General features: G+C 70.4%; 18 protein-coding genes and 1 pseudogene. 6 read left to right on the forward strand and 13 right to left on the reverse strand.

Annotated elements, in window-relative coordinates; translation table 11 throughout:
- The first annotated feature begins 84 nt into the window (after window positions 1-84).
- On the forward strand, window positions 85-1,197 hold the full coding sequence (locus ACWC1K_RS37240; RefSeq protein WP_450837322.1) for a PP2C family protein-serine/threonine phosphatase: 1,113 nt from the start codon (window positions 85-87) through the stop codon (window positions 1,195-1,197).
- On the opposite strand, the gene ACWC1K_RS37245 is transcribed toward ACWC1K_RS37240, so the two are convergent.
- Window positions 1,169-3,439, reverse strand: a complete 2,271-nt coding sequence (locus tag ACWC1K_RS37245; protein ID WP_450837323.1) for an MMPL family transporter — start codon at window positions 3,437-3,439, stop codon at window positions 1,169-1,171. The genes ACWC1K_RS37240 and ACWC1K_RS37245 overlap by 29 nt on opposite strands.
- A 120-nt stretch (window positions 3,440-3,559) precedes the next feature.
- Between ACWC1K_RS37245 and ACWC1K_RS37250 the strand changes: the two genes are divergently transcribed.
- Window positions 3,560-3,766: a hypothetical protein gene (locus ACWC1K_RS37250; RefSeq protein ID WP_115911539.1), complete on the forward strand. Its 207-nt coding sequence runs from the start codon at window positions 3,560-3,562 to the stop codon at window positions 3,764-3,766.
- A gap of 10 nt (window positions 3,767-3,776) precedes the next feature.
- Here the strand turns inward: ACWC1K_RS37250 and ACWC1K_RS37255 are convergent, their stop codons facing one another.
- Window positions 3,777-4,907, reverse strand: coding sequence for a sulfite oxidase (locus ACWC1K_RS37255; protein WP_450837324.1), 1,131 nt, complete (start codon window positions 4,905-4,907; stop codon window positions 3,777-3,779).
- 268 nt (window positions 4,908-5,175) lie between these two features.
- Between ACWC1K_RS37255 and sthA the strand changes: the two genes are divergently transcribed.
- Window positions 5,176-6,579 carry a Si-specific NAD(P)(+) transhydrogenase gene (gene sthA, locus ACWC1K_RS37260; RefSeq protein ID WP_450837325.1) on the forward strand — a complete coding sequence of 468 codons (1,404 nt, stop codon included), beginning with the start codon at window positions 5,176-5,178 and terminating at the stop codon, window positions 6,577-6,579.
- Window positions 6,580-6,589: 10 nt separating this feature from the next.
- Here the strand turns inward: sthA and ACWC1K_RS37265 are convergent, their stop codons facing one another.
- Window positions 6,590-7,093, reverse strand: coding sequence for a DUF5709 domain-containing protein (locus tag ACWC1K_RS37265; protein ID WP_450837326.1), 504 nt, complete (start codon window positions 7,091-7,093; stop codon window positions 6,590-6,592).
- Window positions 7,094-7,440: 347 nt separating this feature from the next.
- Between ACWC1K_RS37265 and ACWC1K_RS37270 the strand changes: the two genes are divergently transcribed.
- Together ACWC1K_RS37270 and ACWC1K_RS37275 are read left to right on the forward strand one after the other, a co-directional pair.
- On the forward strand, window positions 7,441-8,913 hold the full coding sequence (locus ACWC1K_RS37270; protein WP_450837327.1) for an APC family permease: 1,473 nt from the start codon (window positions 7,441-7,443) through the stop codon (window positions 8,911-8,913).
- 11 nt (window positions 8,914-8,924) lie between these two features.
- The gene (locus ACWC1K_RS37275; RefSeq protein ID WP_450837328.1) at window positions 8,925-9,884 is read left to right on the forward strand and encodes a hypothetical protein; all 960 of its coding nucleotides are present in this window, start codon (window positions 8,925-8,927) and stop codon (window positions 9,882-9,884) included.
- Between the two features lie 21 nt (window positions 9,885-9,905).
- Here ACWC1K_RS37275 and ACWC1K_RS37280 read toward each other — a convergent pair.
- From ACWC1K_RS37280 to ACWC1K_RS37300, 5 genes and pseudogenes are all read right to left on the reverse strand, one after another.
- A pseudogene (locus ACWC1K_RS37280) lies at window positions 9,906-10,247 on the reverse strand (HoxN/HupN/NixA family nickel/cobalt transporter); the annotation flags it as partial.
- A gap of 147 nt (window positions 10,248-10,394) precedes the next feature.
- Complete coding sequence (prcB, locus tag ACWC1K_RS37285; RefSeq protein WP_450837329.1) at window positions 10,395-11,249, reverse strand: proteasome subunit beta; 855 nt, start codon at window positions 11,247-11,249, stop codon at window positions 10,395-10,397.
- 706 nt (window positions 11,250-11,955) lie between these two features.
- A complete protein-coding gene (locus ACWC1K_RS37290; protein ID WP_450837330.1) occupies window positions 11,956-14,292 on the reverse strand; it encodes a glycoside hydrolase family 65 protein in 2,337 nt (778 codons plus the stop codon).
- Window positions 14,289-15,041, reverse strand: coding sequence for an HAD family hydrolase (locus ACWC1K_RS37295; protein WP_450837331.1), 753 nt, complete (start codon window positions 15,039-15,041; stop codon window positions 14,289-14,291). The genes ACWC1K_RS37290 and ACWC1K_RS37295 overlap by 4 nt, the downstream gene beginning before the upstream one ends.
- A 54-nt stretch (window positions 15,042-15,095) precedes the next feature.
- Window positions 15,096-15,491, reverse strand: a complete 396-nt coding sequence (locus ACWC1K_RS37300; RefSeq protein ID WP_450837332.1) for a YybH family protein — start codon at window positions 15,489-15,491, stop codon at window positions 15,096-15,098.
- Between the two features lie 106 nt (window positions 15,492-15,597).
- On the opposite strand from ACWC1K_RS37300, the gene ACWC1K_RS37305 reads away from it, so the two are divergent.
- The gene (locus ACWC1K_RS37305; RefSeq protein ID WP_450837333.1) at window positions 15,598-16,251 is read left to right on the forward strand and encodes a nucleoside/nucleotide kinase family protein; all 654 of its coding nucleotides are present in this window, start codon (window positions 15,598-15,600) and stop codon (window positions 16,249-16,251) included.
- Here ACWC1K_RS37305 and ACWC1K_RS37310 read toward each other — a convergent pair.
- The 5 genes from ACWC1K_RS37310 to ACWC1K_RS37330 all read right to left on the reverse strand — a co-directional run bounded on the left by ACWC1K_RS37310 (window position 16,241) and on the right by ACWC1K_RS37330 (window position 23,053).
- A complete protein-coding gene (locus ACWC1K_RS37310; RefSeq protein WP_450837334.1) occupies window positions 16,241-18,073 on the reverse strand; it encodes a hypothetical protein in 1,833 nt (610 codons plus the stop codon). The two genes, ACWC1K_RS37305 and ACWC1K_RS37310, sit on opposite strands and share 11 nt — an antisense overlap.
- Window positions 18,074-18,086: 13 nt before the next feature.
- On the reverse strand, window positions 18,087-19,793 hold the full coding sequence (locus tag ACWC1K_RS37315; RefSeq protein ID WP_450837335.1) for a hypothetical protein: 1,707 nt from the start codon (window positions 19,791-19,793) through the stop codon (window positions 18,087-18,089).
- A gap of 2 nt (window positions 19,794-19,795) precedes the next feature.
- On the reverse strand, window positions 19,796-20,698 hold the full coding sequence (locus ACWC1K_RS37320; RefSeq protein ID WP_450837336.1) for a carbohydrate ABC transporter permease: 903 nt from the start codon (window positions 20,696-20,698) through the stop codon (window positions 19,796-19,798).
- Window positions 20,695-21,606: a carbohydrate ABC transporter permease gene (locus ACWC1K_RS37325; RefSeq protein WP_450837337.1), complete on the reverse strand. Its 912-nt coding sequence runs from the start codon at window positions 21,604-21,606 to the stop codon at window positions 20,695-20,697. The genes ACWC1K_RS37320 and ACWC1K_RS37325 overlap by 4 nt, the downstream gene beginning before the upstream one ends.
- A 115-nt stretch (window positions 21,607-21,721) precedes the next feature.
- A complete protein-coding gene (locus ACWC1K_RS37330) occupies window positions 21,722-23,053 on the reverse strand; it encodes an ABC transporter substrate-binding protein (RefSeq protein WP_450837338.1) in 1,332 nt (443 codons plus the stop codon).
- Window positions 23,054-23,179: the final 126 nt, after the last annotated feature.

Genomic DNA, 23,179 nt, shown 5'->3' on the forward strand with positions numbered 1-23,179 from the left:
ATCACCGCTGTCGACCAGCATGCCACCCGGCACCGACAGCGGGCCCGGCGTGCGGGCGGCGCCCCGCCGTAGGAGCGTGGTGCTGTGGGAAAGGTGCACCTCCTGTCACCGCGCCGGCAGGACCACGACCGGCGGGGCTGGCTGCGGGGCGCGCCACCGCCGCGGCTGGTGCGGCTGCTCCCGCTGGGCCTGATCGTGGGCGTCTGCGCGGTCACGCTGGCCAGCAGCGAACCCCTCGACATCGGTTTTCTGCTGGGCGCCATCCCGCCGCTCGCCGTCCTCTCGTACGGGCCGCTGGCGACCGCGCTCCTCGGCGGTGTCGTCGTCGCCGTGCTCAACACCCCGGCCTTCCAGCTCGACCACCCGGGCAACACGGACCTGTTGACCATCTCCTTCGTCTCCGTGCTGAGCGTGTTCGTGTCCTATGTGCGCAGCCGCCGCGACGCCCAGCTGGACCTGGAGCGCACCGTCGCCGAGGCCGCGCAGCGCGCCGTCGTCCCTCCGCTGCCCGAGCGGGTCGGCCCGGTCCGCTGTGTCGGCCTCTACCGGGCCGCGCAGCGCGGCACGCTGGTGGGCGGCGACTTCTTCGACGTACGGCAGGGACCGCACGGGGTGCGGGCCGTGATGGGCGACGTCCAGGGGCACGGACTGGCGGCGGTCGCCACGGTCGCCTCCCTGCTGGGGGCCTTCCGGGAGGCGGTGCTGGACCAGCCGGACCTGGAGTCGGTCGCCGCCCGGCTCGACCGCAGGCTGGAGCTGGACTCGGCGTCGTCCCGGTACGCGGAGCTGTTCGCGACCGCCGTACTGCTGGAGTTCTCGCCCGACGCCCGGTCGGTGCGGATGGTGTCCTGCGGGCACCCTGCGCCCGTGCTGCTGTGCGGCCGGAAGGCGACCGAGATTCAGCTCTCCGCGTGGCCGCCGCTCGGTCTCGGCCTGTCCGACGGCGGCCCGCACACCGGGCTCACCCTGCGGCTGGAACCCGGCCACAGCCTGTTCCTGGCCTCGGACGGTGTGAGCGAGGCCCGCGACCCCTCCGGCATCTTCTACCCGCTGACCGACCGCCTGGCCGCGCTGGCCGACGACGACCCTGCCGTACTCGCGGACCGGGTGTGGGCGGATCTCGTACGGTACTGCCCTGCCGTCGACGACGACGTGACGATGCTCGTCCTCACGCCCGCGTCGCCGGACGCCGGCTGACGTCCGCGGCGGGGCCTGCCACCTGGTCGCCCTCCGCGTCGATGTGCGGCATGATGCGGTCGAGCCAGCGGGGCGTCCACCAGGCGTGCGGCCCCAGCAGCGTCATCACGGCCGGAACCATCAGCAGCCGTACGACGGTCGCGTCGATCAGCACGCTCACCGCGAGCCCCAGACCGAGCATCTTGACCACGATGTTGTCGCTGACGATGAAGGCCGCGAACACGCTCACCATGATCAGGGCGGCGCAGGTGATGACCCGGGCCGTGATCTCCAGCGCGTGGGCGACCGAGGCCTTGGCGTCGCCGGTGCGCAGCCAGGCCTCGTGGACGCGGGAGAGCAGGAAGATCTCGTAGTCCATGCTCAGGCCGAAGATGATCGCGAACATCATCATCGGCACATAGCTCTCGATGGGCACCTTGCCGTGGACGCCCAGCGCGGGTCCGCCCCAGCCCCACTGGAAGACGGCCACCACCACGCCGTACGAGGCACCGATCGACAGCACGTTGAGGACGGCCGCCTTGACCGCGACCAGCAGACCGCGGAAGACCGCCAGGATGATCAGGAAGGCGAGGCCGACCACTACGCCGATGATCAGGGGCAGCCGACTGGCGACGATGTCGCGGAAGTCGACCTGGGCGGCGGTGGTACCGGTGACGTAACCCTTGGCGGACGTGCCGGAGACCGCGTCCGGAAGGGTGTGGTGGACCAGCCGGTTGGTCAGGTCCGTGGTGGTGGCGCTCTGCGGGGACTGCTTCGAGTAGACCGTGCCGACCAGGACGTCGCCGTCCTTGGTGGGTGTCAGCGGTGTGACGGTCGAGGCGCCCGCCACCGCGTTCAGCGTCTTCTGGGCCTGGGAGGAGAGGGCGGAGCGCTGGGAGGACGGTACGGAGGTCTGGTCGATGACGACGGTGAGCGGGCCGTTGGAGCCGGGGCCGAACGCGTTCGTCATCAGGTCGAAGGCGCGGCGGTCGGTGAAGGAGGTGGGGTCGGCGCCGTCTCCGATGTGGCCGAGCTGGATGGAGAACAACGGGATGGCGAGGATGACGACGGTCGTGACGCCTGCCGCGAGGAACTGCCAGGGCCTGCGCTCCACGCGTTGGGCGTAGCGGTGCCATGTGCCGGTCGGCTCGGTTCCGGGCTCGGCGTCGGTCTCGGCGACGGGACGCCGGACGTGGTAGCGGTCGATGCGTCTGCCGATCAGCCCGAGCATGGCCGGGAGCAGCGTCAGTGCGCCGATGACCGCCGAGACGACCGTCGTGGCGGCGGCCAGGCCGAGTTTCCCGATGAAGCTCACCCCGGACGCGTACAGGCCCGCGAGCGCGATGATCACCGTGCAGCCGGAGACGAGCACGGCTCGGCCGCTGGTGGCGGTGGCATGGCCCGCGGCATGAACGGGATTCGCCCCGTTCATGAGGTTCTGGCGGTGCCGGGTGATCTGGAACAGGGCGTAGTCGATGCCGACACCGATGCCGATCATGGTCGCCAGGGTCGGCGAGACGGTCGCGAACGTGAACGCCGCCGCGAGCAGCCCGAGGATCGCGAGCCCGCCGACGGCGCTGACCAGTGCCGTGAACAGGGGCAGACCGGCGGCGATCACGCTGCCGAAGCCGATCAGCAGAACCACGATGGCGACAGCGAAGCCGATCAGTTCACTCACCCGGTCGTCGGGGGCCGGCCGGCCCAGTTCGCCGAGCGGTCCGCCGTACTCGACCTGGGCGCCGGCCGAGCGCAGCGGCTGCACCGCCTTGTCCACGCCGTTCAGGTAGTTGTCGCCCAGGGTGGAGGGCTGGACGTCGAAGCGGACGGTGATGTAGGCGGTCTTTCCGTCGGAGGCGAGGGGGCCGACCTTCGAGGCCGGGGCGGACAGCGGATTCTGGGCCGACAGGACGTGCGGCAGTTTCTGCACGTCGCCGATCGTGGTGGACATCTGCGAGCTGAGCGCGGTGAGGGACTTCTGTCCGTCGTGCAGGACGATCTGGCTGCTGTAGCCGCCCGCCGCGGGGTCGTGCTTCTTCAGGACGTCCAGGCCCTGCTGGGACTGCACACCCGGCAGGGAGAAATTGTCGGAGTACTCCCCGCCGAAGGACCGGTTGAGGGTCTGCAGCGCCACGAGCGCCACCAGCCAGGCCAGAATGACGATCACGAAGTGCCTGGCGCACCACTCCCCCAGCCGTCGCAGCACCCCTCCGCTGACGGCCCCCGCGCCCCCCTTGTCAGTACGGGCAGATGACACGTCTCTCATTAGACGCCCGTCCTGTCACTCCGGCATCTCGTGGCACTTGTGTGCGCTTCCGGATGCACGCAGCGCTCCCGCGATGAATGGTGTTAGCAGTAGCGATCCTGACCCGAGGGAGCAGAGATCATGCCGACGTTGCAGCCCGACGCGTCCAGGCCGTCCGAGGACCGCGTCACCCCGGACGACCTGCTCCACACCCGTACCGGAACCGAGGTGTCCCCGGAGGACCTCGTCCTTGCAACGGGCAGGGACATCACCCCCCACAACCTCGAATGGGCCCGGCGCAAGCTGGAGACGGAAGGCCCCGCCGCCATGGAAAAACTGCTGCCGTAGCCGGCGCGGTTCAGTCCGCCTCGCCGGGCTCCAGGCACAGCACCGGCACCCGCTGGACGAGGTTGTTGGTGAAGCCGCCGCGGTTCCAGTGCTGCTCCAGCGGCTGGGTGTGTCCTGCGGCATCGGTGGCCCGCGCGCTCAGCACATGCTCGCCGGGGGTCGCCGTCCAGTCGAGGTGCCAGCGGCGCCACGCCCACCGGCGGCCGCCGTCGGGCTCCAGTTCGGCCTCGTGCCAGGTGCGCCCGGCGTCCCAGCTCACCTCGGCCCGTGCGAGCGGTGCCCGCCCCGACCAGGCGCGGCCCTCCAACGTCACCGGGCCCGGCCGCACCACACGGGAGCGGGACATGAAGTCCGGGAACCCGGGCGGGATCACCAGGGCGCGCGGCTCGATGCGGGTGACCGGCCGGCCCTCGTCGGCGGAGTCCTGCCGCAGCCGGTAGGCCACGGCCTGCTGGAAGCCCGTGAACGGCGCGTCGGTGACGGTGATCTCGCGCAGCCACTTCACATGGGCCATGCCGTACCAGCCGGGCACGATCAGGCGCAGCGGGCGGCCGTGCTGGGGCAGCAGTGGGGCGCCGTTCATCGCGTACGCCACCAGCACCTCGGGCTCGCTGCCCGTGGCCACCTCCACCGGCAGGGAACGCTGGTAGTCCTGCTCGACGCCGCGTTCCACGCCGTGGTCGGCGCCGGTGAACACCACCTCGACGGCGCCGGGTTCCACGCCGGCCTCGGCGAGCAGCAGCCGCAGCGGTACGCCCGTCCACTCGGCCGTGCCGACCGCCTCGACGAGCCAGGGCTGGCTGACCGGACGGGGCGTCAGCAGGGCCCGGCCGTTGCCCGCGCACTCCATGGTCACACGCGTGGTGACCTGAGGGAGGGCGCGCAGTTCGTCCAGGTCCAGCCGCAGCGGACGGCGGACCCGGCCCCCGACGCCCAGCGGCCAGGGCGTGTCGTCGGGGACGTAGGGGATGTCGTAGTGCGTCAGCAGGTAGTGCAGGCCCGGCGGGGTGACGTCGTAGCGCAGCGCCTCGAGCGGGAGGCCGTGGTTGCGGGTGGCGAGCGCCAGTTCGTCACGGCCGATGCCCTCGTCGGGGGCGGCCAGCCGGGCGGGGGTGCTCGCGTCGGCGAGTCGGTGGCCCATGTCGGCATTATCGCTCGGCCGGGTTGTGCGGCGATGGGGTGTGCCGCGATGGGCCGTCGGTTGTCTGCGGGTTCGTCGTGGTTGATCGCTCCCCCACTCTCGGCTTCGCTCGAGCGGGGGGACCCCCATCGCAGCGGAGCCGCATATCGATGCGGCCCCGCGCCCCTCACGGGGCTCGGCAACTGCCGGGTCCGCCCCGTCACTTCGTGGGCGATCGTTGTCCGTTCAGTCTTTCGAAGCGGGGCCCCGGGCTGACAGACTCCGGAGGGTGCCCGACTTCGACATGCTTGTCATCGGATCCGGCCCGGGTGGCCAGAAGGCCGCCATCGCCGCGGCCAAGCTCGGCCGCCGGGTCGCCGTCGTCGACCGCCCCGACATGGTCGGCGGGGTCTCCATCCATACCGGCACCATCCCCTCCAAGACCCTGCGCGAGGCGGTGCTGTACCTGACCGGTCTCACCCAGCGGGATCTGTACGGGCAGAGCTACCGGCTGAAGGAGGACATCACCGTCTCCGACCTGACCTCGCGCACCCAGCACGTGGTCGGACGGGAGGTCGACGTCATCCGCAACCAGCTCTCCCGCAACCACGTCTCCCTCTTCGCCGGCACCGGCAGTTTCGTCGACCCGCACACCATCGCGCTGCGCGAGGTCACCGGCAACGAACGGCTGCTCAGCGCGGAGCACATCGTCATCGCCACCGGTACCCGGCCGGCCCGGCCCGGCAGCGTCGAGTTCGACGGCCGTACGATCATGGACTCCGACAACGTGCTGGCGCTGGAACGCGTCCCGCGCTCCATGGTCATCGTGGGCGCCGGGGTCATCGGCATGGAGTACGCCTCCATGTTCGCCGCGCTCGGCAGCAAGGTGACGGTCGTCGAGAAGCGTGCCGGGATGCTCGACATGTGCGACGTCGAGGTCATCGAGTCGCTCAAGTACCACCTGCGGGACCTCGCCGTCACTTTCCGCTTCGGCGAGACCGTCGCCGCCGTGGAGCGGCATCCGCGGGGCACGCTGACCATCCTGGAGAGCGGAAAGAAGATACCGGCCGACGCCGTGATGTACTCGGCGGGCCGGCAGGGCCTGACCGACGAACTCGACCTGGACAAGGCCGGACTGTCCGCGGACAGGCGCGGGCGGATCACCGTGGACGAGCACTACCGCACCGAGGTGCCGCACATCTACGCCGTCGGCGACGTGATCGGCTTCCCGGCGCTGGCCGCGACCTCGATGGAGCAGGGGCGGGCGGCCGCCTACCATGCCTACGGCGAGCCGGTCGGGCAGATGCACAACCTGCAGCCCATCGGCATCTACACCATCCCGGAGATCAGCTTCGTCGGCCGGACCGAGGACCAACTCACCGAGGAGTGCGTGCCGTTCGAGGTCGGCATCTCCCGCTACCGCGAGCTGGCCCGCGGCCAGATCATCGGCGACTCGCACGGCATGCTGAAGCTGCTGGTCTCCCCCGAGGACCGCACCCTGCTCGGCGTGCACTGCTTCGGCACCGGCGCCACCGAGCTCATCCACATCGGCCAGTCAGTGATGGGCTGCGGCGGCACCGTCGACTACCTCGTCGACGCGGTCTTCAACTACCCGACGCTGGCGGAGTCCTACAAGGTCGCCGCCCTCGACGCCACGAACAAGCTCCGGCAGATCGACCGCATCGGCGACTGACCGGCCGGCGTCAGCGGTCCTGCTCGGCGTCGGGCAGCCGCGTCTCGTCCTCGACGACGTGGACGGCGGCCTCCTCGGCGCCGGCGGCACCGCCGTCGATGCCCACGTCGGCGGCGATGGTCTCCTTGGTCCTGTCGGGGTGGGCGCCCTCGTCCGGAGCGACCAGTCGGCCCGCGCGTTCCGTTCCGGCCTCGGGGTCGACGGGTTCACCCTCGCCCCCGGGGAGGTCGCCGACCTCGTCGCCGGCCGGTACGGCGGCGTCCGGGACCTCCTCGGCGAGCCGTTCGTCGAGGCTCTCGCCCGTGCGCTGCTCCGCTGCCGTCGTGCCGTGCTTGGTGACGCCGAGCGGCTTCTCCGGCGGGGAGTAGCCCTCGTCGAGAATGTCGTCGTAGGTGCGTTCGTCGACGGCGTCCTGCAGGTCGAGCGGCGCCGCGTCCTCCTGCTCCTCGTTCGTCGCGGTGGGCTGGTAGGCGTCGTCGGCCATCGGTTCGGGGCTCGTGCGTTCGCTGCCCATGAGTGCCTCCCTCGCGCGCTGCGGCGGGTCGTTTCCGTACGGTGTCCCGATCCGCGTTTCCCGTTGCGCGCCGTCCAACCACGGCAGTCCCCGGTGGCGCAGGAGGTTACCCCTTGGTCATCTTGAAAGGTCAAGGAGTAGGGCTATCATCACTCGCACACACGGTGTGACCGAACGACAACGCAGGAGCCGTGCGCTCTCCACCACCCCTTTGTGTTTTTCGCTGCCCTTGATCTGCTCCGAGGCCAACCCTCGGTGGTCCGGGGCGGGTTCACCACCCCCCACCTCCCCCTACGCCGTCGGGGCGGGTCGCCCTCGCGTCGTGCAAGACGGAAAGCAGCGCAACCATGAGCAACAGCAGGGGCAGAGGGCTGCAGGCCAATGCCCTCGGTACGTTCGACACCGTGGTGATGGCCGTCGCGGGCAGCGCTCCGGCGTACTCGATCGCCGCGACCACCGCGGTCCTCGTCGGCGCGGTGGGCCTGGCCAGCCCGGCCGCGCTGCTGTACTGCGCGATACCCATGCTGGGCATCGCGCTGGCGTTCAGCTATCTCGGCCGTATCGACGTGAACGCGGGGGCCAGCTACTCCTGGGTGGGGCGCACCCTCCATCCCTTTCTCGGGTTCATCAGCGGCTGGGCGCTGGTCATCTCGGCGACCATCTTCATGGTGGCCGGCTCGCTGCCCGCGGGGTCGATGACGCTGGCCCTGTTCGACGACGGCCTCGCCGACAGCACCGCGCTGTCGACGGTGGTCGGCGCGGCCTGGTTCATCATCATGCTGCTGGTGGTGCTCGGCGGCGCCCGGCTCACGGTCCGGGCCCAGCTCGTCATGTCCGGCGTGGAGCTGGCGATACTGGCGCTGTTCGCGGTCCTCGCCGTCTTCCACACCGGCAACGCCCGCGTGTTCGACTGGTCCTGGCTCGGCTTCTCCCACTTCGACGGGGTGTCCGGCTTCGCCTCGGGCGCACTCGTCGCCGCCTTCTACTACTGGGGCTGGGACGTCACCAGCAACCTGAGCGAGGAGACCCGCAACAGCCGCCGTACGACGGGACTGGCCGGTCTCATCGGGGTGGGTATCGTCTTCCTGCTCTTCGAGGTGTTCACCATCGCGGTGAACGTCATCCTGACCTCGAAGCAGATCGAGGCGAACGACGCGAACGTACTGGGTGCGCTCGGTGCGGAGATCTGGCCGGGCTGGGGCGGCAAGCTGCTGATCGTGGCGGTGATGCTGTCGACCATCGCCACCCTGGAGACCACCCTCATCCAGGTCACGCGCTCGCTGTTCGCGATGGGCCGTGACCGTACGATGCCCTCCGCGCTCGGCCGGGTGCACCGCACCTGGAACACCCCGTGGGTGGCCATCACGGTGGTCGGCGCGGTGGCGCTGGCGATGTTCATCGCCTCCAACGCGCTCGGCTCGGTGGGCGAGATCCTCTCCGACGCGATCTCGGCGATCGGCCTGCAGATCGCCGTCTACTACGGCCTCGCGGGCCTCGCGGTGGTCGTGGCGTACCGCAGGATGCTGCTGAAGTCGCCCGCCAACTTCCTGCTCGGCGGGCTGTGGCCGCTGTTCGGCGCCCTGTTCATGTTCTGGATCTTCGCCGAGTCGCTGAGCGAGCTCGACAGCGCGGCGATCGCGATCGGCATCGGCGGGCTCGCCGTCGGGCTGGTCCCGATGTTCTGGTACTGGCGGCAGGGCAGCGACTACTACCGGCCCGCCCGCCTGGACGCCAGCCGCACCGTCGAGGCGGAGTACGTCCCCGACGAGCTGACCACCGCGAACTCCCGTGTCCACGAAGGTCTCTCCACCGACTTCTGAGGCAGACCCCGATGGCGAGAGACCGATTCACTCCCGACTACGACCCCGACTGCGGGGACGCGGCCCTGACCAACGCACGTCACGACATCATCATCGGCCGCTGGCAGGGCCTCAGGGACCTGCTGCGGGACACCGGCCCGGAGTGGCTCGCGCGCGGCCACCGCGTCCGGATGCTCGCGCAGGCCTGCGCGGGCAGTTCGACCGTGGAGTCGTGGCTGGCGGCCGAGCCCCACAGCGGTGACGCACTGGTGCTGCGGGCGGCGACGGAGACGGCCCGCGCGTTCAACCTCGCCATCGCCGCGGGCCGGGGCGTGCCGATCGACCACCAGCGCATCGACACCGCGGTGACGGCGTGTCTGCAGGCCGCGGAGGCGTACCTGGACGACCCGACGCCGTGGATCTCCCTGATCTCGGTGGCCCGGCTGTACTCCTCGGGGGTGCGCCGGCAGGAACTGTCGCGCTGGTGGGACGAGCTGCACCAGCGCGACCCGTACAGCGTGGAGGGCCACCTGCAGATCCTGCACTACTACTCGGCACGCTGGCACGGCAGTCACGGCCTCATGTACGACTTCGCCCGCGACGCGGCCGGAGTGGCGCCCACGGGCTGCGCCCTGCCGGTCCTGGTGCAGTACGCGCACGTGGAGGAGTACCGCTACGCCCTCGACACGGCACAGGGCAGCCAGTCCGCGGTGGGTCTCGGGCAGCACTGGAACCACGACGGCGCGGTCAGCGACGTCCGCCGCACCTGGCAGCGGTGGATCATGGGCCGCACGGACAGCGGCATCGCCCCCGGCGAACTGCGCGACCTCAACTACCTGACACACGCCGCCTGCAACGCACGTGTCCCGGATATCGCCGCCACCCTGATGCGGATGCTGGGCCGCCGGGCCACACGGACTCCCTGGTCGTACACGGGAGATCCGGACCAGCAGTTCGTCAAGTGGCGCAAGGAGCTGAAGCTGCGGGGCTGAGGGCTGGACGGGACGGCGGGTCTAGTCGCCGGGCTGCTCTGCGGGCCGGGACAGACCCTCCGTCCACTTCTCCTCGACGCGGCCCAGCTTCCACACCAGCAGCGCCACGATCCAGGTGGCGAGGAACAGACCGACGATGGCGAAGCCCACGGTGTTGAGGTCGAGGCCGGCGATCCACTCCCAGAACGCGCCGTGCAGAGGGGGCTTCTCGGCGAGCAGGCCGAGGAGTTCGACCGTGCCGATGAGCAGGGCGACGGCGACCGAGAGGCCGGTGATGGTGAGGTTGTAGTAGACCTTGCGGACCGGTTTGGAGAAGGCCCAGTCGTAGGCGAAGTTCATGAACGAGCCGTCCATGGTGCCGAGGTGCAGGGCGAGGACGAAGGCGGCCGTCCCGCCGACCCTGGTCCACTCCTCCCGTGTCATTTGCGCCAACATCACGCACTTGCAAGTCATGTGCAGTAAAGGGCTGAACAGCTCTTCGCCATGGAGGAGAAAAGGCGGGGCCGCCGCTCAGGGAGTGGCGGTCGGCCCGTCCGGCCGGCTGCGGCGCTGCTCGACCATCTCGCGGCTCAACGCCTCCGTCTCGGGCTCCGACAGCCGCTCGAAGCCGTCCTCGGTGATCACCGAGACGATGGGGAAGATACGGCGGCTGATGTCAGGGCCGCCGGTCGCCGAGTCGTCGTCGGCCGCGTCGTACAGCGCCTGCAGGGCGGCCAGGGCCGCCTCCCGCCGGTCCATGCCCTTGCGGAACAGCTTCTTGAGCGCGCCCCGGGCGTACGGCGATCCGGAGCCCTCGGCGTGGAAGTCCGTCTTCTCGTACAGGCCGCCGGCGACGTCGAAGCTGAAGATGCGGCCCTTCTCTCCCTCCGGGGCCGCCTCGTCGTAGCCCGTGAGAAGCGGTACGACGGCGAGGCCCTGCATGGCCTGGCCGAGGTTCTGCCGGATCATGCCGGCCAGGCGCCTCGCCTTCGCGTTGAGGGTCATCGGGATGCCCTCGATCTTCTCGAAGTGCGTCAGCTCGACCTGGTACAGCTTCACCATGTCCAGGGCGAGTCCGACGGAGCCGGCGAAGGCCACGGCCGTGTAGTCGTCCGCGGGGTGCACCTTCTCCAGGTCCCGCTGTGCGATGAGGTTGCCCATCGTGGCGCGGCGGTCGCCGGCGATCAGCACGCCGTCGCGGTAGGCGAGGGCCAGGACGGTGGTGCCGTGCGGGAACCTGCCGGGTTCGGCGCGGACACCGTCGGGGAAGGGGGGACGGGTGGGCAGCAGTCCGGGGCGGTGGGCGGCCAGGAACTCGGTGAAGGACGCGGTTCCCGGAGTGAAGAACTCCTCCCCCAGCTGACCGCCGGTGTCGCTCGCTGTCATGCCACTCCCCCATCTCGTCGGCCGGACATCCGACTCCTACCTGAACCAGGGCCCCGGGAAACGCCCGTCCCGCTGTCCGCCACCACCGCGGCGACCACCTGCCGCCCGGAATGCGGCCGGATGTCTGACGTCCCAGTGCCGCGGCAGGCACCGTTCGCCTTCTGTAGGCTCTCGTCGCCGAACGGGAGGTTCGACTTGGGTACTCGTCCGCACGGAGCCTGGCCGATCGCCGCGCTCGTCGTGGGAGTTCTGAGTGCTTGCGATCCGGCGACCACGGATCCCACGGACCCCGCCAACTTCAGTTCCGTCGCCTTCGTCAATGACACCGGCTCCCCGGCTGTCCTGTTCGAGTGCGGTGACAGCCGTGGACGTGACTGCCATGACATGAGCGGCCCACTCGCCCCCGGAGAACGCAGCGACCAGCAGGTGTACTGGGGGTCCGGTCTCGATCCCTGGCAAGTTCGCGGCGCACGGGGGCAGATCGTGGGCCGGCTGCTCGTGAGCACACGGCGCCGTGAAGCCGGAGCTGTCTACTACCTCGGCGATGCCGAGTCCGAGCCCGGCAAGCCGACGACTCCGCGTGTCTCGCCGCACGCCGACCCGACGCGGTCATGCGGTTCCCCTGGGTCCCACCGGCCCGGCCGCACGCCGCGGACGAACGGCTACCTGAGGTGGTCGACAGGGGCGAACCCTGCCCGATGCGGCACTAGCGCGGGCTGCGGTGCGGTGGCTGTTCCGGGGCCGGGCGGGCCGGGAGTTGCGGGATCGCTCGGACGACGGGGCCGTCGTCGCGCAGGGTCAGGGGGCTGTCGTGGTGGCGGATGGTCAGGGGCGGGCCGGACAGCAGGGTGTACGTGGCCTTGTCGGGGCCGACCTCCACGCGCAGGCGGCGGCCGAGGAGTTGCAGGGAGAAGGCCAGCCGGCTGAACCTGTCGGGCAGGCGCGGGGCGAGGCGCAGCGTGTCGCCCTCGCGGCGCAGTCCGCCGAAACCGGCCACCAGGGCCGTCCAGGTGCCGGCGAGGGACGCGATGTGCAACCCGTCGCGGGTGTTGTGCTGCAGGTCCGCCAGATCCATCAGTGCCGACTCGGCCGTGTAGGCGTAGGCGAGGTCCAGATGGCCGGCCTGGGCGGCGATCACGGCCTGGACGCTCGCCGACAGCGAGGAGTCCCGGACGGTGAGGGGCTCGTAGTAGGCGAAGTTGCGGGCTATGTGCTCCTCGTCGAAGTGGCTGCCGCAGGTGTACATCGCGAGCACCAGGTCGGCCTGTTTGACGACCTGTTTGCGGTAGAGGTCGAAATAGGGGAAGTGCAGCATCAGCGGGTACTGGTCCGGCCGGGTGCGGTCGAAGTCCCAGCGCTGGTAGCGGGTGAAGCCGGCGTGCTGCTCGTGCACGCCGAGTTCGTGGTTGTACGGGATGTGCATGGCCTCGGCCGCGTCCCGCCAGGCCGCGCTCTCCTCGTCGTCGACACCCAGCTGCGCGGCCCGCTCCGGGTGCCGCTTGCAGGCGTCCGCGGCCTCCAGCAGGTTCGCACGTGCCATGAGGTTGGTGTACGTGTTGTCGTCGGCGACCGCGCTGTACTCGTCGGGGCCTGTGACGCCGTCGATGTGGAAGGCGCCCTCGTGGTCGTGATGGCCCAGCGAGCGCCACAGCCGGGCCGTCTCCACCAGCAGCTCGATCCCGGCGTCCCGCTCGAACTGCTCGTCCCCGCTCGCCGCCGCGTACCGCACGACGGCGTCGGCGACGGCGGCGTTCACATGGAAGGCGGCGGTGCCGGCCGGCCAGTACGCCGAGCCTTCCGAGCCCTCGATGGTGCGCCAGGGGAACGCGGCGCCGTTGAGACCGAGCTGGGCCGCGCGTTCCCGGGCGGCGGGCAGGGTGCTGTGCCGCCAGCGCAGCGCCTCGGCCACGGCCTCGGGCGCGGTGTAGGTGAGCAGGGGCAGCACGAAGGCCTCGGTGTCCCAGAAGGCGTGGCCGTCGTAGCCGGAGCCGGTCAGCCCCTTGGCGGGGATCGCGCGCTGTTCGGCGCGGGCGCCGGCCTGCAGGACGTGGAAGAGGGCGAAGCGGACGGCCTGCTGGATCTCCTCGTCGCCGTCGACCTCGACGTCGGCGCGCGCCCAGAAGTCGTCGAGATACGCGCGCTGTTCCTCCACGAGGCCCGCCCAGCCGCCGACCGCGGCGGCCGCGAGGGCCGCGTCGACCTGGTCGCTCATCGCCGGCTTGGAGCGGGTGGCGGACCAGCCGTGGGCGACGAGCTTCTCCACGCGCAGCCGCTCGCCCGGTTCGAGGACGGAGGTGACGGTGAGGCGGGCGACGTCCTCGTTGCTCTCGCTGCCGGTGCTGGTCGCGTCCGGGCCGCAGACGACGTGGTCGGCGCCCACGGCCACGCGCTGACCGGTGCGCCGGGTGCGGTGCACGAGGCGCAGCCGGGATCCCTCGGCGAAGGCCTCCTCCGCCTCCAGGGGCGACTGCAGGGCCATGGCCGCCCGTGGGTCGCCCTTGCGCTCGGGCAGTTGCTCGTTGGCGACGAGTTCCGACTGGACGACCACCCGCGTGCGCGTGCCGACGGCCTCCACCTCGTAGGCCACGGCGGCGATCGCCCGCTGGGTGAGGGAGACGAGCCGGGTCGAGCGGACGCGGACCGTCGTACCGGCCGGCGAGACCCACTCGCAGACCCGCTCCAGCACTCCCCCGCGCAGGTCGAGGGTGCGCTCGTGGGAGACGAGGCGGCCGTAGCGCAGGTCGAAGGGCTCGTCGTCGACCAGCAGCCGCAGGACCTTGCCGTTGGTGACGTTGATGACGGTCTGGCCGGACTCCGGGTAGCCGTAGCCGGCCTCCGCGTAGGGCAGCGGGTGCAGTTCGTGGACGCCGCCGAGGTAGGAGCCGGGCAGGCCGTGCGGTTCGCCCTCGTCGAGGTTGCCGCGCCAGCCGACGTGGCCGTTGGACAGCGCGAAGACGGACTCGCTCTGCGCCAGGACGTCGAGGCCCAGCTCCGTCTCGCGCACGGCCCAGGGTTCGACGGTGTACGACCGGTGGGTGATCACGCCCGGCCTCCCAGTTCCGCGAGATCCTTCACGACCACGTCCGCGCCGTGTGCGTACAGCGCGTCGGTCTGGCCCACGCGGTCCACGCCGACGACGTATCCGAAGTGGCCGGAGCGGCCGGCGTCCATGCCGGCGAGGGCGTCCTCGAAGACGGCCGCTCGCGACGGCTCGATCCCGAGGTCCCGGGCGGCTTCGAGGAAGGTGTCGGGGCGTGGTTTGCCGGGCAGTTTGCGTTCGGCCGCCACGACACCGTCGATGCGGACCTCGAAGAGGTCCTCGGCGTGGATCGAGCGCAGCACGTCACGGGTGTTGGCGCTGGAGGAGACGATCGCGGTGCGCAGACCATGGGCCCGTACGGCCTCGATGTAGCGCAGGGTGCCCTCGTAGGCCTCGACGCCCTGGGTGCGGATCCTCTCCAGGAGCAGGACGTTCTTGCGGTTGCCGAGCCCGTGGACGGTCGCCTTCTCGGGCGGGTCGTCGGGGGATCCCTCGGGCAGTTCGATGCCCCGGGAGGCGAGGAAGGTGCGGACGCCGTCGGCGCGCGGGCGTCCGTCGACGTACTCGTCGTAGTCGGCCACGGCGTCGAAGGGCCGGAAGCCCTCGCCGTCCCGGCCACGCAGGAAGGCGTCGAAGGTCTCCTTCCAGGCGGCGGCGTGCACGACGGCCGTCCGGGTCACCACCCCGTCGAGGTCGAAGAGGCAGGCCTGGATGTCTTCGGGAAGGCCGAGGGGAGGACCGAGCTGCGTCATACGGGTCCGGTTCCCCGTTCGGGGACGTCCAGCTTGTGGCGCACGCCACACAGGTCAGTCGTGCGGGAACGAGTGGTGCTCGTGGGCGACCAGCCAGCGGTCGCCTTCCTTGCGCAGGCCGAGCGTCAACCGCAGCCGGAGGGTGGGGCGTTCCGCCAGTTCCTCGGGTGTGCCGCAGCGCAGCAGCGCGTGGGCGTAGGCGACGTCGGTGCCGGCGGTGACGTCCAGGGACTCGATGTCGAAGCACGCGCCCTGCGCCTGCCACTCGAAGAACGGCGGCCAGGTCGCCCGATAGGCGGCAAGCCCGTGCAGGCCCTGGTGCGGCGGCGGGACGTCGTACATCACGATGTCCTCGGCGTGGTCGGCCAGGACGCCGTCGAGGTCGCCGCGGTGGACGGCCTCGGCCCACTTCTCGATCAGCATGCGGATCTGCGCTGCGTCGTCGGCCACGGCACCGGCTCCCTTCCTCGTCACGGACGTGTCCCCCGTACTGAGAGAGGACTCCCCGCGCCGCCGTAGTTCATCGCACCGCCGCCCGGGTGACAGACTCTGCCGTGTGCCGCTGACTTTCGACGACCTCCTGACCCGTGCCCGCGCCCTCCCGCGCGGTGGGCGTCGCGCCGTCCTGGGCATCACCGGCAGCCCGGGGGCGGGCAAGTCGACCCTCGCGGAGAACCTGGTACGGGAGCTGAACGGCACCGGGGAGCCCTGGGTCGCGCACGTCCCCATGGACGGCTTCCACCTCGCCGACGTCGAGCTGGAGCGGCTGGGCCGCCGGGACCGCAAGGGAGCGCCCGACACCTTCGACGCGGCCGGCTACGCGGCGCTGCTGGCCCGCCTGCGGGAGAGCGAAGAGGCCGACGTGGTGTACGCGCCCGGGTTCGAGCGGGTGCTGGAGCAGCCCGTCGCGGGCGCCGTACCGGTACCGCCGACGGCCCGGCTGGTGGTGACCGAGGGCAACTACCTGCTGCTGGAGACGGGGGCCTGGCCGCGCGTGCGCAGCCGGCTCGACGAGGTGTGGTACTGCGAACTGGACGAGGAAGAGCGGCTCCGCAGGCTGATCGCCCGGCACGAGGAGTTCGGCAAGGGGCACGAGGAAGCGGTGCAGTGGGTGCTGCGCAGCGACCAGCACAATGCGGAGCTGGTCGCCGCGACCCGCGACCGGGCGGACTTGGTGGTGCCGGTGGGCGAACTCGCCCTCAAGAACTGACGGCGCGCAGCGTCAGCTCCGGCTCCCCCCGCTCGTCGTCTGCACCGATCACCGCGGTGAAGCCGGAAGTCGCGATGCGCAGCCCGTCCCCGTCGCGTTCGACCGACACCGTGAGCGGCGCCGCGGAGCCGTACCGTACGGCGAACACGTGCAGGTCGTCCGGTGCGTCCGGGACCGGGCCCGCCTCCAGGGCGGTGGAGCTCACCAGGTGGCGCCAGCCGTCGTCGGGGTTGCCGTAGCCGCGCGGGTCGGCGGCGAGCGCGAACGCCGCCTGTTCCTGGGTGAGTTCCGCGCGGGCGTCGAAGTGCTCCGCGCCCTGCGCCTCTGGATGGGTCAGACGGAGGGTACCGGCCGACGCCACCGCGCCCTCGGCCGTCCGGCGCACCCGGTCCCCGTCGTCTGCCGCGTACGGCAGGCCGGCGAGCAGATACGGCTCACCGGGCAGGCGTTCCACGGCGACGGTCGTCCACAGGCTCGTGCCGTCGGTGACGTACAGGGACCGCACGTGCCGCAGGACGTGATCGCGCCCGACGACGGGCTTGGTGACCAGCTTGGCCGTGAGGCCGTCGGTGCGCAGGTCGCGGACGCGGACCTCGCCCATCGGCCGGCACAGCAGGAAGCCGTCGACGACCGGGCCGAAGCCGTGCTGGCGGTTGACGGCGGCGGGGAGGTAGTAGGTGCCCGCGGCCTCGACCACCGCCGGGGTCATGCGGTCGTCGAAGGCCACCGAGACCGTGCCGGCGCGCAGTTGGTGCCGTGCGGGGGTGGTCGACGGCTTCCGGTGCCAGCGTGTGGTGTCCTGGATCTGCCAGACCAGCATCCACGCGAAGTGGCCGTCGACGCCTCCGTCGTCGTTGACCGCGTGCCGGGCCCAGCGGCTGTCGCCCCGGTAGCGGCCGAGGTCGGAGCCGATGCGGGCGCCGAAGTAGCGCAGCCCCAGGACCGATTCGAAGGCGGAGTGCTGCTCGCTGTAGCGCGGGCCGCCGTTGTCGAAGCCGCCGTTCGTCAGGCGGGCGTCGATGTAGCGGGCGAGCGCCTCGCCGTCCTCGGCGAAGATCTCCGCGCCGCTGACCCGATGGGCCTGGGCGAGGAAGGAGAGGGAGATCGGGCCGTAGTTGTTGTCGTAGGCGCCGCCGTGCTCGGGCGGCAGCAGCGCGCCCCGGTCGGCGACCCGGTGGTCGCGGATCTTCTCGACGTACAGCGCGATCGCGCGGGCGTGGACCGACTCGCCTTCCTCCGGGGGGAGATGGCGGGCGAGCATCAGGCCGCCGACGACACAGCCGATCGCCTGGTTGCCGGCCTCCTGCGGGTTGAAGAAGGTCGCCTCGGTCAGCCAGCGCCAGTATCCGTGGGCCACGTCGAGGAGTTCGGCGCGCTGGGCGTCGTCGACCAGACCGTCGGCCGCGTCGAGGAGGTTCACCGCCTGGAGCAGCGCCCACACGGTGCTGGGCCAGTCGCCGATGGGGTGGGCGCCGGCGGCGAGGGTGTAACGGGCGTACGGCAGACCGGAGTTGCGGACCTTGAGGTTGGGGTAGCCGGGGTTGTCGTCGGCGTAGACGCGCTCACGCAGATGGAAGGCGAGGCTGCGGCGGACCGCCTCCGGCAGCCGGTCGTCCTTGGTGCGCTGCCAGGCGAAGGCGAGCAGGGAGGTGATGCCGAGGGAGGTGTCGCCGATGTCGTCGTCGCAGTCGGGGTGTTCGAGGTTGCCCTCGGGGGTGAGGCGGGCGAGGGCCTGCTCGGTGATGTCCGCGAGCACGGCGTCGTACGCCTCGGGGGTGTCCGGCAGGTCGTGCAGCGGGCCGAGCTGGCGTGGGAGGTGCAAGGAGGTCAGCCCTTCATGCCTGAGAGGTGGCGCGCAGTGTGAGGGTCAGTGTCTGCGGTCCGTGTCCGCCGAGGTAGACGCGGTTCCCGGTCGTCGCGTCGGTGCCGCCGACCACGGTGTAGTCCTGCCCCGGGTCGTAGCGCAGTACGTCGCTCCGGTCCGGTCCGGCGAGCGGTTCGCCCGTCTCGACGGCGGCCTCGACCCGGATCTCGTCGTCGCCCACGCGGTAGGTCACGGGCTCGGTCGTCATGCACCAGCGTCCGTCGCCGAGCGGTACGGCGCCCTGCGGCTCGCCGCCGGGCCGGAAGGTCAGTTCGAGGGCCCAGGGCACCGTGGGGCCGCTGATGTCGATGCGCAGGTCAGCCCCGTCGTCCCGCAGGTCGACCTCGACCCGGGTGGTGTGGGAGACCTCGTCCTGGGGGCGGTCGGGGAAGGCCATCGCCGCGGAGAAGCGGCCCTCGTCCACCAGGCGGTAGGCGCCGTCGTCGCGCCTGTGGTCCTTCGGGAGCGGCTGGTAGTAGGCGGTGGTGAGGGTCTGGGTGAGCCGGTACCGGTGGTCGGCGAGCCGTTCCATGTCGGCGGCGCGGAACGGGCCCAGGTCGAAGAACACCCGCGAGAGGCGGACCGCGTCGAGGACGGCGGCACCGGCGAACAGGCGCAGGAAGGTGGGGTTGCAGGCGAGGCCCGAGCGAATGCGCCGGTGTTCGGGCACGTCGGAGCCGCCGTACACCACGGTGTGCGCGGTGGCCGAGGCATGGACGGCGAGGCGTGCTGTGGGGAGGTACCGGTCGCGCGGGAGCTTCTCCGGGTCCGGGGCCGGCAGGGCGCGGCACAGATCCGGGGTGAGGAGGGTCTGGGCGAGCAGGTCGGGGTCGTGGATGCCGTCGGCGGCCGCCAGGCGGGCCGCGCGGGCGAAGTCGCCCCGGCCGGTGCGGATCGCGAGCAGCCGGTAGTGCGGCAGGTAGGGCCACAGCGCGAACGGCTGCCTCTGGTCCTGGCGGCGCGAGTGGACGGTCTCCACCGTGCCGTCCGGCCTGATCAGGTCCAGGGTCGCGGTGAGGTTGCGTTCGACGGCGTCCACCAGGTCGGTACGCCCGAGCACCTCGGCCAGCAACAGCAGCGCCGGGTTCGTGACGATGGCGGCGTAGACGGCGCTGCGTTCCGAGTACAGGCCGTCCGCGTCGATGTCGACGCCCTCGGCGAGCCACTCCTCGGCGCGGGCGAGCAGCCGGGCGTCGGGGAGCGACCGGTGCAGCCGGGCCAGCGCCGCGGACAGCTCCCAGCGGTGGTTCGGGGTGTGCACCCCGCCGGTCAGGAGGGGGCCGGTGGCGGCGCCGGCGATCTCGGCGAGCGCCGCCGTGACGTCGTCCAGTTCCGGCCCCGCGCCCGCAGCCAGGACGTGCGCGTCGCACACGTCGTTGACGGTGAACGCGGAGTCCGGCGGCGACTGCACGTTGTCGCCGCCCGCGAAGAGCCCGGAGGCCGTCTGCAGGGACCGAAGGGCACGGAGGTGGATCAGCGCGGCGGCGACGGCACGCTCGCTGCCGTGCAGGGCCGACTCCGGCGAACGGTACGCCGCGACCAGGGTCTTCACCCGCCGGGCCAGGGCGCGGTGCGGCCCGATGAATTCCGCCGACGGGTCGGCCGTGAGCAGGGCGGCCGACCCGTCGGCGGCGACCGCCGCTGCGCGGACGAACTCGTGGTCGAGCGGGGTGGGCAAGGTCAGTCCTTCAGTCCGGCATTGATGTCGGCGCCCATGACGTAGCGCTGGAAGACCAGGAAGATCACGATCAGCGGGATCATGGAGATGACCGAGGCGCCGAGCAGGACCGACCAGTTGATGTTCTGCGCGCCGACGATGCTCTGGATACCGATCTGCACCGTGAACTTGTTGGGGTCGTTCAGCATCAGCAGCGGCCAGATGTAGTCGTTCCACCGCCACTGGAAGGACAGGATGGCGAGGGTCAGCATGATGGGCCGGGAGAGCGGCACCATGATCCGCAGGAAGATCGACAGTTCGCGGGCGCCGTCGATGCGGGCGGCTTCCACGAGTTCGTCGGGGACCGTCAGGAAGAACTGACGGAACATGAAGCATCCGGTCGCGGTGAGCACCGCCGGGAAGATGATGCCGGCGAAGGAGTTGTAGAGGCCGAGGTTGCGGACCACCAGGAACTCCGGGGCGAGCATGACCTCGCCCGGCAGCATCGTGGTCGCCAGGATGCAGATGAAGAAGGCCTTGAGCCATTTGTTGTCGTACTTGGCCAGCGCGTACCCGGTGCAGCAGCTGACGCCCACGGTGAGGATCGTCGTGATCACGCACACGATGGTCGTGTTGATGAAGTACTGCGAGAAGTTGGCGCTGCGCCACGCCTCCAGGTAGCCCGACAGGGTGGGGTGGTGCGGAACCAGCGTCAGCGGATAGGAGAACAGGTCGCTGGCCGGCTTGAGGGAACTGAGGATGAACCACAGCACCGGCAGCCCGTAGAGGCACGCGAGGATCCACAGCAGGGTCGTCGCGGACACCGCCTGCCGGATCCCACCGCTCGCCGCGCCGCGGGTCCGCTTCTTGGAAACAGTCCGTCCGGGACCGGCGTCGACCTTGCGAGGCATGTCTGTGGTTGTCATCGGTTCTCCACCCGCCGGTTGACGATCAGCTGGATGATCGCGACGGCCATCAGGATGAGCATGAGCACGAATGACGCGGCGCTCGCGTAGCCGATCTGGCCCCGTTGGAAGCCGGTCTGGTAGATGTACTGGACAAGGAGGTTGTTCGACGTTCCGGGTCCGCCGTTGTTGAGGGAGACGAACACCGGGTATTCCTTCATCGCGTTGATCGTGTTGAGCAGGATGACGATGAAGGAGGTCGGTGCGATGCTCGGCAGCGTGATGCTGAAGAACTGGCGCCATGGTCCGGCACCGTCGAGCGATGCCGCCTCGTAGTACGACACCGGTACGTTCTTGATCGCTGCGATGAACAGCAGCATCGTGAAACCGGTCCAGGTCCAGGACGCCGCCATCACCACCACGAGCAACGACAGGTCCGCGTTCGACTGCCACGGAACGGCACTTCCGCCGAGCTTCTCGATGACGTAGTTGACCAGGCCGAAGTTCTCGCCGAACAGCCACCGCCACAGGACACCCACGACGATGGGCGACAGCAGCCACGGGATGAAGAAGATGACGCGGGCGACCGACGTGCCCTTGGCGTGCTTGCTCACCACCAGGTTGGCGGCGAGCAGCGAGAGCGCGAAGTTCAGCGGTACGAAGAGCACCGCATACAGCAGGGTCCGGGTCAGCGCGTCGTAGAACGTGGAGTCCCCGAACAGGTTGTGGTAGTTGTCCAGTCCGATGAACTGGAACGCACCCACACCCGTGTAGTTCGTGAAGGAGTAGACGAACCCGATCACCGCCGGCCAGACGAAGAACAGCGCGAAGAGCACGACATTGGCGGCGATGAGGACGAGCGGCGCAAGGATGTACTTACTGCGTCTCCTGGGCGGGCTCGGGGACACGTCCGAGGCGCGTTTTGTCATCTTCCTGACTCCGTGCTGGTGGAATGGATTGCGGTGGGTTCACGCCGTGAGCCCGGCATCGAGTGGGCTTCAGGGCCGGGGGCGGCGTCTGGCCACCGCCCCCGGCCCCGGGGTTCTACGAACCGCCGCCGACCTGCTGGTTGTAGCCGGCCACGATGTTCTCCAACGCCTTGTCGGACGACTGCTGGCCGTTGACCGCCTTGCCGAGCTCCGCCTTGGTCGGGTCGGTGGTGATGCTCTTGCCCTTCAGCGCCCATTCCGTCTGCGCGCCGTTGAAGTAGCCGGAGATCGGGGCGTAGAGCGGGATCTCCTCGTTGTACAGCTTGAACGCCGACTGCGCCGCGTCGGACTTGAAGGGGTAGTTCGGGGTCAGACCGCTCTCGACCGGGAGGAACCCGGAGCTCTCGACCAGTTCGGTGTACTGCTTCGGGTCGTACACCCACGTCATGAACTTCTTCGCGGCGGTGGCCGCGGCGCCGTTGTTGTTGAAGCCCACCATCAGGCCGCCGGCGTTGACGTCGCTGGCCTGCACGGGCTGGGCGGGGGTCGGGACGCTCGCCCAGTCGAACTTCTTGATGCTGTCCGAGAAGGCGGCGACCTGCCACACGCCGGACCAGTAGGCGACCACGTCACCGCTCTGGAACATCGCGGACGGGTCGGCGCCGCTGGTCCACACCGACTTCGGCATGGTCTTGTCGTCGTTCCATCCGACGAAGGTCTTCACGGCCTTCTTGGTCGCGGCGTCCACCGAGAACTTGCCGGAGGAGTCCGCGTGGACGTACTTCCCGCCCATCTCGTAGACCATGGCGCGCAGTCGCGAGGGTGACTGGTCGAAGGTCAGGGAGTACTTGGCGCCGGTCTTCTCGCGGACCTTGTTCGCGGCCGCGATGAAGTCCGTCCAGGTCCAGGTCTTCTGGGGCGAGGTCGGGAAGGAGACGCCCGCCTTCTTGAACAGCGTCTTGTTGATGAACAGGCCGGACGCGGTGACGTCCGAGGGGATGGCCAGCACCTTCCCGGACGAGTCCTTCGCCAGGAAGTTGGCGTTGATGTTGTAGCTCTTGTCGCCGGCGATGGAGCTCAGGTCGATCAGCTTGTTCGACCAGATCGGGTCCAGCGCCGGCACGGCCGCCACGTCGGGCAGAGCATTCGCTTGCGCGGAGTTGTGCAGCTTCGTCGTGTAGCCGTCGTAGGGGATGTTGACGAGCTTGACGTCGACGCCGGCTTCCTTCTTGTACTGCGCCACCAGCTTCTTCCAGCCCGCGTCCTGTCCCGGAACCGTGGAGATCCAGAAGGTCAGCGACTTGGAGTTCCCACCAGAGCCGGATCCCGACCCGCCGCAGGCGGTGAGCAGAAGGGCACCTGCCGTGGCCACGGCAGCGAGGGGTACCACACGGCGTATGCCGCCGCGGCCGAGTCGGCGGGAGCGCCGCACACCCACACTGGTCATTTTCTTCCCTTTTCGTCGTACTGGACGGAGCACGGCGCCAGCCGAGGCGGCACGGGTGCATTTTGCAGGAAATTTCGCTTTCCGGGGGCACGGCCTCGCCCGGCCGCGTCGCCTGGAGCGGGTGGC

The sequence above is a fragment of the Streptomyces sp. NPDC001492 genome (assembly GCF_053597275.1).

Bases quoted from the DNA above. Each gene is read 5' to 3' on its own strand.
- ACWC1K_RS37245 (WP_450837323.1), bottom strand. From the start codon at position 3,439: ATGAGAGACGTGTCATCTGCCCGTACTGACAAGGGGGGCGCGGGGGCC.
- ACWC1K_RS37250 (WP_115911539.1), top strand. From the start codon at position 3,560: ATGCCGACGTTGCAGCCCGACGCGTCCAGGCCGTCCGAGGACCGCGTC.
- ACWC1K_RS37255 (WP_450837324.1), bottom strand. From the start codon at position 4,907: ATGGGCCACCGACTCGCCGACGCGAGCACCCCCGCCCGGCTGGCCGCC.
- ACWC1K_RS37265 (WP_450837326.1), bottom strand. From the start codon at position 7,093: ATGGGCAGCGAACGCACGAGCCCCGAACCGATGGCCGACGACGCCTAC.
- ACWC1K_RS37270 (WP_450837327.1), top strand. From the start codon at position 7,441: ATGAGCAACAGCAGGGGCAGAGGGCTGCAGGCCAATGCCCTCGGTACG.
- ACWC1K_RS37275 (WP_450837328.1), top strand. From the start codon at position 8,925: ATGGCGAGAGACCGATTCACTCCCGACTACGACCCCGACTGCGGGGAC.
- prcB (WP_450837329.1), bottom strand. From the start codon at position 11,249: ATGACAGCGAGCGACACCGGCGGTCAGCTGGGGGAGGAGTTCTTCACT.
- ACWC1K_RS37295 (WP_450837331.1), bottom strand. From the start codon at position 15,041: ATGACGCAGCTCGGTCCTCCCCTCGGCCTTCCCGAAGACATCCAGGCC.
- ACWC1K_RS37320 (WP_450837336.1), bottom strand. From the start codon at position 20,698: ATGACAACCACAGACATGCCTCGCAAGGTCGACGCCGGTCCCGGACGG.
- ACWC1K_RS37325 (WP_450837337.1), bottom strand. From the start codon at position 21,606: ATGACAAAACGCGCCTCGGACGTGTCCCCGAGCCCGCCCAGGAGACGC.
- ACWC1K_RS37330 (WP_450837338.1), bottom strand. From the start codon at position 23,053: ATGACCAGTGTGGGTGTGCGGCGCTCCCGCCGACTCGGCCGCGGCGGC.